An 8743-nucleotide genomic window follows, 5' to 3' on the forward strand; every position below is an offset into this window, starting at 1 on the left:
CTATCTGCTTAAAAAGCATACATGTCTTACAAATAGGCAGATAGGTGAACAGTTTGGTAATATCAGCTATTCGGCGGTAGCCAAGGCCTATTGGAGATTCTTGGAAAGGTTGAAGAAAGATAAGATGTTAAGAAGAAAGATTACAGAAATTATGTCCTATGTCAAGGGCTGACCCCACCTTGACTGACACCTTGACATTCTACAGGACAATAAGGTATAAGAAAAGACATGGATGAGCAGATGCGTCCTTCTCATGAAGATGATGAGATAGACCTTTACGAATATTACAAGGTTGTTGCAAAGAGAAAATGGCTTATTTTGATAATAACCGTTCTTTGCGCAGTTGCAGCATTTTTAATAAGTTCATTTTTGCCAAAGGTATACAAGGTTTCCTGCGTTGTTCGACTCGGTGTGTGGAATATTTTGCCCGACGGGAAAGTCTTATATATAGATACTCCCCAGAATGTTGTAGGAATGGTAAAAAACGATGTATTCTCCAGTAAAATAATGGAGACATTTCAACTGAAAGCCCCGCCTAAATTCAAGGCAGAGATAGAAAAAGGTACCCAGCTTATAAATATCTCTTATGAAACAGATAAACCAGAGGAAGGAAAAGCCATCGTCGATAAACTCATTGATTTAATCAAAAACAGATATGGGAATAGAATAAAAGCAAAAAAGGATAATCTTGAAAAAAGATTAGATATACTGCAAAGAAGGAAAAACACAATTAGTCTCGCGCTAAAAACAGCGAGGGAAAATACAGAAAATTTAACAAAAGAAAGAGAAGGGTTATTAAAGGAAAAGAAAAGGTCTTCTCTAAGTGTAATTCTCTATACAACAACCATTCAGCAAAATATTGCCTATGTAAATGGGTTGTACAGTCAACTTAAATGGACACAAGATGAAACAGAAAACCTTAAATTTATGAAAAACTCTATTGAGGGAGTAAAGGTTGTTCAAACTGCTAAAGTATCGCAATACCCTGTGAAGCCAAAGAAAAAGTTGAATACCGTCATCGCTTTAGTTGTAGGACTGTTTTTCAGTATATTCTTAGCATTCTTCCTGGAATGGCTGGAAAAAGCAAAAAAACAGAAAGCAGAGCGATAAGGATCAAACCTACAATATACATTTAATATCAGCTGATTGGTGCGGGTGTAGGTGTAAAGAAAAATCATCTGCAGCAAAAGTATTTCAAAACGGTCGATCGCAAGCGGTTCGGATACCCAAAGCCTTTCGTTTTAAGGGAAATGAAGTAAAAATCAGCAAAAAGGGCGACAAGGTAATCCTTGAACCTCTTGAAAGAAGCAGGTGGCCGGAGGGGTTCTGGAAAGCTTTTTCTGTGGATCCGGATTTTAAAACACCTGAGGCATTGCCATCAAAAGACTTTAGTTTGGATTAATTTGGGGGAAATATGTACCTGCTTGACACAAATATCATAAGTTATTGGATGCGTGGTGATAAGAGAGTAATTGACCGGATTAAAAAGCAGGTTCCAGCAGATTTATCACTGTCAACCATTACCCTGGCTGAAATATTATACGGGATAGAAAAGTCTCCGATAAAAAAGAAAGAAAGGCGATTGAAAATAGAACAGATATCGTCGTTGCTGGGCCTGTATTCTTTTGATGAGGAAGCGGCCTGGAAATATGCTGTTATAAGGACACAACTTGAAAAAAAAGGGATGGTTATCAGAGAAAGAGATACACAGATCGCATCTATTGCCCTGGCAAACAGGCTGACTGTTGTTACTCATAATGTAAAAGAGTTTGGTCGAATTGGCAAATTGAAAGTCGAAGATTGGGCAACTGAAAATATTAAAACGTTAGAAAGTTAAAACGGGAAAGAAGTTGAGAAGTTTAAAAGTTTAGGAGTTGAGGAGTAAATAGGAAGAAGTGACAAAGTAACAAGGTGATGAGGTTACGGGGAAACGGGGGGGAAATAGTTATTTATAGTGTATTTGCTTTAGGATTACTATGATACAAGTATTGCCTTTTCCTGTGTCATTCCCGCGAATGCGGGAATCCAGATTCCGCATCAAGTAATGTCACCCCGCACACCGATGCGGGGGCGGAATGACAAAAGGGCGAAGGTCCAGTAGCTAATATTCTCTACGACCCCCCTTTTCCTTTCCCCCGCCCAAGAGCGGGGGGGAGTATTACACGGGGCAGGGCAGGCGGATTTTCAAGAATACCTCCGAAGAAAAAAACATTTTATTTTTATTTATTCTAATCCAGAGTAATCCAGGAAATCCAGTGGCTAATATTCTTTTTACTTTTTGAGTGAGCAAAAAGTAAACAAAAACTTACCCGCTACAATAAAAAGACTAAAAATAGCTCACGAAAAGCTAAGATTGGTAATAACGATAGTCTCCATAATATTTAGCTAAGGATGGATTCATATCATTTAAGATAGCACCAATTATCTTTACATGCACATTTTTCTCCAGGATTTCCTGCATTGCTTTTGCTGTTTTAAATGTGGTTTTTTCTGCTCTTAGAACAGCAAATACACCATCCATTTTTATGAAAGTAGTATAATCTATGCACTCTGTGAATTTTTACCCCACTTAAGCAGTGCATTACGAAAGGTGCTTATGCTGGATGTGCGTAAAAAATAAACAGGCTTACCAGATTTTCTGCATGCATTTTTGACCGTATTACATGCGTAGTGACTATTTATGTTTAAAGGACAGAACACAGCATCCGCTGTATTTATCGCCCTTCCCACAGCCTCTTTGCCTTGCGCGCTTTTTCCACGATGATGATGAAATACACCGCCCCATTTTTCTACACATCTTTTATAGTGTTGCACTATTGAATCTACACCACCAACATAAGCTATCTTTTTACCTTTTAAAAATTTCTTTCCCATTGCTGCCTCCTGTAGTTTTATTATCCTAAAAAAGTTAGGATGAGCTAATATTATAACATCGTTTCTGCTTTGTCAAGTAAAAGTTTTGACAAAACTTTTACTTGCAACTCTCTACGACACTTGTCAAGCTGAATGCTAGAGACATTTGTTAAGCTTTTGTAAATTGACTACAGACAGTATTTAATATAACATTACTTTATGAAAGTAGGTGGGTTTCAAAAAACAAGTCTTACGGATTATCCTGGTAAGATATGTTCCATTATCTTTACCATAGGTTGTAATTTTCGCTGCGCATATTGTTATAACCGCAGTTTGGTTTTACCGGAAGAATATGCGAAACCCATCCCTTTAGAGGAAATATGGCAATATTTAGGGAAGAGAAAAGGAAAGATAGATGCGGTGGAGTTTACAGGTGGTGAACCTACATTGCAAAATGATTTAATAGAACAGATATTAAGAGTGAAGGAGATGGGGTTTTTGGTAAAGTTAGATACAAATGGTTCAAATCCAGAAGTTGTTGACGGTTGTATCAAAAAGAATATCCTGGATTATATCGCTATGGATGTGAAAGCACCGCTTGAAAAATATGAACAAGTAGTAGGGGCATATGTGGATACAGGTAAGATAAAAGATTCTATAGATATGATAAAGAACTTTAAAGATTATGAGTTCCGCACAACCCTTTATCCTGCACTTACCTATGAGGATTTTCTGCAGATTTTTGAATTGGTTAAAGGAGCAAAAAATTATTTCCTTCAGGTATGCTCACTGGAAAATACATTGAGAGATTGTTCTCATTTAAAACAATTTTCTGAGGAAGAGATACAAAATTTAAAAAAATCGGCATTTAATTTTGTAAATAATTGTGAAATAAGAAGATAGGGGGAAGAATGATCGGTCGCATCGTAAAAAGAGATGGCAAAATCGTAGATTTTAAACTGGATAAAATTACAACTGCTATATATAAGGCGTTAAAAGCAACAGACAGGGATGACTACGAATTGGCAGAAAAGCTGGGCGGAGAAGCTTTGCTTATCCTGGAAAAGAGATATGGTGAAGAAAATATACCCAGTGTGGAGGATATTCAGGATGTTGTAGAATATGTCCTGGTAGACAGTAAACTCTATGAAACGGCGAAGGCATATATACTTTACCGTCAAAAACATAAAGAATTAAGAGAATTAAAAAAGCTGTTAGACCCTGCCGGTCTTATTGAAGCATATCTTTATCAATCAGATTGGCTGGTGAGGGAAAATTCAAATATGAGTTTCTCCTTACAGGGCCTGAATAGCTACATCGTAAAAAAGGTGGTTTCGGAATATTGGCTGACGAAGATATATCCCAAAGAGATTACTCAGGCCCACAGAAGCGGTGATTTCCATATTCACGATCTGGATTTTCTAGGAGCCTACTGCGTAGGTTGGGATATAGAAGATTTGCTCCTGACAGGTTTTGGGGGAGTATCAGGAAAGATAGAATCCAGGCCAGCCAAGCATTTTCGAGCTGCATTAGGCCAATGTGTAAACTTCTTCTTCACATTACAGGGTGAATCGGCTGGAGCGCAGGCTTTTTCTAATTTCGATACATATCTGAGTCCATTTATTAGATACGATAATATGGACTACAAACAGGTGAAACAGGCATTGCAGGAATTTTTATTCAATATGAATGTACCTACAAGAGTGGGATTTCAATGTATGTCAGAAGATACGGAAATTCTTGGAAGAGATGGCTGGAAAAAATATAATGAGGTCAGAGAAGGAGATACGATTGTTACTTTTAATGTAGATGGTGGTTTTTTAGAGTATTTGCCGGTTAAACATGTCTTTGCCAGAGAGTATAAGGGGAAGATGTATAATTTGAAAAACCGAATCAGCGATCAGTTAATTTCACCGGATCACAGGATAGTTAGAAGGAAATTTAACTCAGAAAGATATGTTTTGGAAAAAGTTGAAGATGTTCTAAAACTAAAATCACCATTTATGGTACCGATTGGAAGCGGAGGAAATATAAAAGGAGATGTTTCCATTAGTGAAGATGTAATTAAGTTGATTGCGTGGGTAATTTCTGAAGGCAGTTTGGATAAAAGCGGTAGAGGTGATGGTAGAATTAGTATCTATCAATCAAAAGTAAAAAGTCCATATGAGTATGAAGAAATTATTGCTATATGCCATAATTTAGGACTGAAGTATACTGAAAGAACTCAACAAGGCCTTGGAGACGATTGTAATATCATAAGATTTGATGCAGACAGCACCAGAAAAATTTTGAATTACTTTGATTCTAATAAAGAAAGGGGCATTAAATTTATCCCCGATATTATTCTTAATGCAGATACGGAGTCTTCAAGACTATTTATAGAAACCTATATTCAAGGTGATGGTTATGAGGGGTGTAAAATTGTTACTACTTCTGAGGCTATACGGGATGGATTATTACAGGTAATCGTGAATGCAGGATATGGGGCAACGGTTTTAGTGCGAAAACCGGATAATGAGTTGTCTAAGAAAGATAGATTTATCATAAGAGTGATCAAGCATAGGGATACTTATATCAATAAGATTAAAGAAGTTGAGTATGAAGGCATTATCTGGTGTCCCAATACAGAGAACGAGACTGTAATTGCGAGAAGAAATGGAAAAATTTTTATTACGGGCAATACACCCTTTACCAATATTACACTGGATTTAAAGATACCTGATTTTATGAAGCATAAAGCAGTAATTATTGGCGGTAAATTACAAGATGCAGGCTATGGTGAATTCCAAAAAGAGATGGACATGTTCAATAAAGCTTTTAGTGAGGTGATGGCAGAGGGCGATGCAAAGGGAAGACCTTTTACCTTCCCCATTCCGACTTACAACATTACAAAGGACTTTGAGTGGGATAACGAAAATTACATACCTATGTGGGAGATGACAAGAAAGTATGGTATCCCATACTTCTCAAATTTTGTTAATTCTGATATGAAACCAGAAGATGCAAGGAGCATGTGCTGCCGGCTCAGACTCGATTTAAAGCAGTTGGCAAAGAGAGGCGGTGGTTTATTCGGTTCTAATCCTTTAACCGGTTCCATAGGCGTGGTCACCATAAATATGCCCAGAATTGCTTATCTGTCTGGGACGGAAAGAGAGTTTTTTGAAAGATTGGAAAAATTGATGGAAATAGCCAAAGAATCATTGATAATAAAAAGAAAGATAATAGAAAAATTAACGGATACTGGTCTTTACCCTTATTCTCGTCATTACTTGAGAGAGATTAAAAAGAGATTTGGTGAATATTGGAAAAATCACTTTTCAACTATTGGACTTATTGGTATGAATGAGGCTTGCCTGAATTTTGAACCGTGTAAATGCACTGTTGGCGACGAGAAGGGTAGAAAATTTGCCCTAAGGGTGTTTGATTTTATGAGAGAAAAATTGTTGAAATTCCAGGAGGAAGAAGGTGATAATTACAACCTGGAAGCAACGCCTGCAGAAGGAACTTCTTATTCTCTGGCTTTATTGGATAAAGAGCGTTTTCCTGATATTATTAGTCAAGGTAGTGGGTCGGGCGTTTTTTATACAAATTCTTCTCAACTACCCGTGAATTGGAGTGATGATATATTTGAGGTATTGGATTCACAAGATGAAATACAGTGCAAATACACCGGAGGCACAGTTATTCATATATTTTTAGGCGAATCCTTGACTGATTATAGGTCTGTTAAAAATTTAACAAGAAAGGTGATAAATAATTACAAACTCCCATATTTTACCATAACTCCCACCTTTTCCATTTGTCCCATACACGGTTACATTTCTGGAGAACACACTACCTGTCCTATATGTGAAGAAGAAAAAAAGGTTAAGATTAAAGCTGAAATACAAAAGCTTAAAGATCAACTTGAGCAGATGAAGGAGGAAAAATGACTAAGGAAGAAATTTTAGGTAAAATTAAAAAACTGGAAAAAGAACTGAAAGAGGTGAAGGGCACGCCGTGTGAGGTGTATTCCAGGAGTGTAGGCTACTTGCGTCCTGTAAGTCAGTGGAATAAAGGAAAGCAGGAAGAGTTTAAAGAAAGAAAAACATTTAAGGCATAGGGGGAAAAATGCGTGTTTTAAAGCTTTTCTTAATATTGATATTTATAGTCACTTTCTTCTCTACAGTTTATAGCAAAGAATTAAAAAAGGAGATAACAGTAAGGGTGGATGGATTAAATCTCTTTTATACAGAGAAAACCACATTAGACAAGAAAGGCTTTGATTTGAAAAAAAACAGCTATTTAAAAAACAGAGGTTCTTACCGTTTAATGGTAGTGAATAGATTTAAGAAAAAATATCTAAAAGAATCTTTCCTGGGAGCAGAAGGTTGGAAAGATGTAGTGTTTTGCGATGAAAAACAAACCTTAATTATTCGGTGTACGGTAAGGGGAGCGGTAACAAAAACAATAGGTGAAAATGTAGCCGATTTTGGGTGGCTTTTGGAGCCTTATAATATGAATCTTTTCTGTTTTAAGAAGACATCTCCGAGAGAACTCTCAGGTTATAAGAAAGTGAACGATACTCCAAATACATTCGTGTTGAAATTTCCATCATCTATTATTGGACATTGTTATTGTCATGTATGGTATAAACAATGAGACAGTTTCTTTCCTTAAACATTAGGGGAGAGGAATTTTCATTCCTGCGCGGGTTCAGAAGGAAGGGGTGTGTCGTAGTAAAAGAGCTAAAAACATACCCTATAGACAGAATAAACATGATTTCTTCGAAAAAAGAAGATGTTTATATTAATTATGCAGGCTCGTTTTCTTATTTTGATGTCCAGAATGTGCCGAGAACAAGTAAAAGAGTGCTGCCTTTTTACTTGAGGAAGAAAATAGACGAGATGGGCATAATGAAGGAAAGGGAAGATTTCTTTATAAATTATAAAATAGTGGAGGAGACAGAGGGGTTTCTAAAACTTGCTTATTTTGCTGCACCTCAAGAGGAAAAAGAAAAGATACTTCATGCTTTGCAATCAAATTTTCAGATGTTAAAGCTGTTTACGCTGGAGGTGTGTGCTGTTGCCTGTTTAATTTCTCGTCTTACAAAAGAGGCAAATGTTGCCATTTTGAAAAGTGGGGAAAGGATATTTTTTATCTTTAATAAATGCGGTGTCATCTATCATATACATACCATAAGAGCAAATATGGCTGAAGTAGAGGCAGAAAGTGCCATTCGCTATTTTAAGGAAACTTTTCATAAAGAATTGAAATTTTGCTTCCTTATTGGAGAAGAAGTACAGGGAGAATATAATATTTCTGTGCCTGTTTGCAGTCCTTTCTTTGGTAATTTGATTAAAGGAATAAGCAACAGGGATGCAAACAATTTCGCCTCTGCCTTAGGAAATCTGTTTGTAACAGATGAAGAAAATTTACTACCCGAACAATACATGAGTTTGGTTAAGAACCTGCGTTTATCTAAAGGGATAGGCGTGTTTTTTTTCATTTTCTCTTTTGCTTTTCTTGTTTTGGCTGTATATAACTTAAGTATAATTCGTAATTTGAAAAAGGATTATGAAATAAAGTATACGGCCGTAGAGAAAGGAATAGATTATATAAATAGATTAAAACCCAGCGAAGAAGAAATTAGAAAACTTAACACTTTTATCAATTTCTACGAAGTTTTTTTAAATGAACCAAAGGTGACAACTGTAACGGTATGGCTTTGCAAGAATGTGCCTCACAATATAAGGTTTACGAATACCGATATGAAGATGGAAAATGGAAATCTCAATATAAGCATAAAGGGGATAGCTTTAGGCAACTATGAAAGGGCAAGGCAGTCCTTTACTCTTTTATTAGATAAAATGAGAACTCGTTTTATTTTGCAGGATAAAGTATTTAACTA

At 36.4% G+C, this 8743-nt stretch carries 10 protein-coding genes and 1 pseudogene; 9 read left to right on the forward strand and 2 right to left on the reverse strand.

Annotation, left to right across the window (positions count from 1 at the left end; genetic code table 11):
• Window positions 1-228: 228 nt before the first annotated feature.
• Genes J7J10_03620 through J7J10_03630 form a run of 3 tightly spaced genes read left to right on the forward strand, consistent with a single transcriptional unit; the run spans window position 229 to window position 1837 of the window.
• Entirely contained in the window at window positions 229-1110 is an 882-nt protein-coding gene (locus J7J10_03620; protein MCD6130020.1) for a hypothetical protein, read from the forward strand.
• 25 nt (window positions 1111-1135) lie between these two features.
• The gene (locus tag J7J10_03625; protein ID MCD6130021.1) at window positions 1136-1402 is read left to right on the forward strand and encodes an AbrB/MazE/SpoVT family DNA-binding domain-containing protein; all 267 of its coding nucleotides are present in this window, start codon (window positions 1136-1138) and stop codon (window positions 1400-1402) included.
• A gap of 48 nt (window positions 1403-1450) precedes the next feature.
• A complete protein-coding gene (locus J7J10_03630; GenBank protein ID MCD6130022.1) occupies window positions 1451-1837 on the forward strand; it encodes a type II toxin-antitoxin system VapC family toxin in 387 nt (128 codons plus the stop codon).
• A gap of 510 nt (window positions 1838-2347) precedes the next feature.
• Here the strand turns inward: J7J10_03630 and J7J10_03635 are convergent.
• Both J7J10_03635 and J7J10_03640 read right to left on the reverse strand, forming a co-directional pair.
• A complete protein-coding gene (locus J7J10_03635) occupies window positions 2348-2521 on the reverse strand; it encodes a hypothetical protein (protein MCD6130023.1) in 174 nt (57 codons plus the stop codon).
• 20 nt (window positions 2522-2541) lie between these two features.
• Window positions 2542-2874 carry a DUF2325 domain-containing protein gene (locus J7J10_03640; GenBank protein ID MCD6130024.1) on the reverse strand — a complete coding sequence of 111 codons (333 nt, stop codon included), beginning with the start codon at window positions 2872-2874 and terminating at the stop codon, window positions 2542-2544.
• 198 nt (window positions 2875-3072) lie between these two features.
• On the opposite strand from J7J10_03640, the gene J7J10_03645 reads away from it, so the two are divergent.
• The 6 genes and pseudogenes from J7J10_03645 to J7J10_03670 all read left to right on the forward strand — a co-directional run.
• Window positions 3073-3756, forward strand: coding sequence for an anaerobic ribonucleoside-triphosphate reductase activating protein (locus J7J10_03645; protein MCD6130025.1), 684 nt, complete (start codon window positions 3073-3075; stop codon window positions 3754-3756).
• A gap of 8 nt (window positions 3757-3764) precedes the next feature.
• A pseudogene (locus tag J7J10_03650) lies at window positions 3765-4568 on the forward strand (ribonucleoside triphosphate reductase).
• A gap of 288 nt (window positions 4569-4856) precedes the next feature.
• The gene (locus tag J7J10_03655) at window positions 4857-6785 is read left to right on the forward strand and encodes a ribonucleoside triphosphate reductase (GenBank protein ID MCD6130026.1); all 1929 of its coding nucleotides are present in this window, start codon (window positions 4857-4859) and stop codon (window positions 6783-6785) included.
• The gene (locus J7J10_03660; protein ID MCD6130027.1) at window positions 6782-6955 is read left to right on the forward strand and encodes a hypothetical protein; all 174 of its coding nucleotides are present in this window, start codon (window positions 6782-6784) and stop codon (window positions 6953-6955) included. The genes J7J10_03655 and J7J10_03660 overlap by 4 nt, the downstream gene beginning before the upstream one ends.
• Window positions 6956-6963: 8 nt before the next feature.
• The gene (locus tag J7J10_03665) at window positions 6964-7494 is read left to right on the forward strand and encodes a hypothetical protein (GenBank protein ID MCD6130028.1); all 531 of its coding nucleotides are present in this window, start codon (window positions 6964-6966) and stop codon (window positions 7492-7494) included.
• Window positions 7491-8743: hypothetical protein (locus J7J10_03670; protein MCD6130029.1), on the forward strand; the 1253-nt coding region annotated here is incomplete at its 3' end. The genes J7J10_03665 and J7J10_03670, both read left to right, overlap by 4 nt.

This window comes from Deltaproteobacteria bacterium, from assembly GCA_021159305.1.
In the GTDB taxonomy this organism is placed as follows: Bacteria; Campylobacterota_A; Desulfurellia; order JAGGSF01; family JAGGSF01; genus JAGGSF01.

Coding starts and splice junctions, on each gene's coding strand:
- J7J10_03635 (MCD6130023.1), bottom strand. CDS start 2,521: ATGGATGGTGTATTTGCTGTTCTAAGAGCAGAAAAAACCACATTTAAA.
- J7J10_03620 (MCD6130020.1), top strand. CDS start 229: ATGGATGAGCAGATGCGTCCTTCTCATGAAGATGATGAGATAGACCTT.
- J7J10_03660 (MCD6130027.1), top strand. CDS start 6,782: ATGACTAAGGAAGAAATTTTAGGTAAAATTAAAAAACTGGAAAAAGAA.
- J7J10_03665 (MCD6130028.1), top strand. CDS start 6,964: ATGCGTGTTTTAAAGCTTTTCTTAATATTGATATTTATAGTCACTTTC.
- J7J10_03645 (MCD6130025.1), top strand. CDS start 3,073: ATGAAAGTAGGTGGGTTTCAAAAAACAAGTCTTACGGATTATCCTGGT.
- J7J10_03640 (MCD6130024.1), bottom strand. CDS start 2,874: ATGGGAAAGAAATTTTTAAAAGGTAAAAAGATAGCTTATGTTGGTGGT.
- J7J10_03655 (MCD6130026.1), top strand. CDS start 4,857: ATGGTACCGATTGGAAGCGGAGGAAATATAAAAGGAGATGTTTCCATT.
- J7J10_03630 (MCD6130022.1), top strand. CDS start 1,451: ATGCGTGGTGATAAGAGAGTAATTGACCGGATTAAAAAGCAGGTTCCA.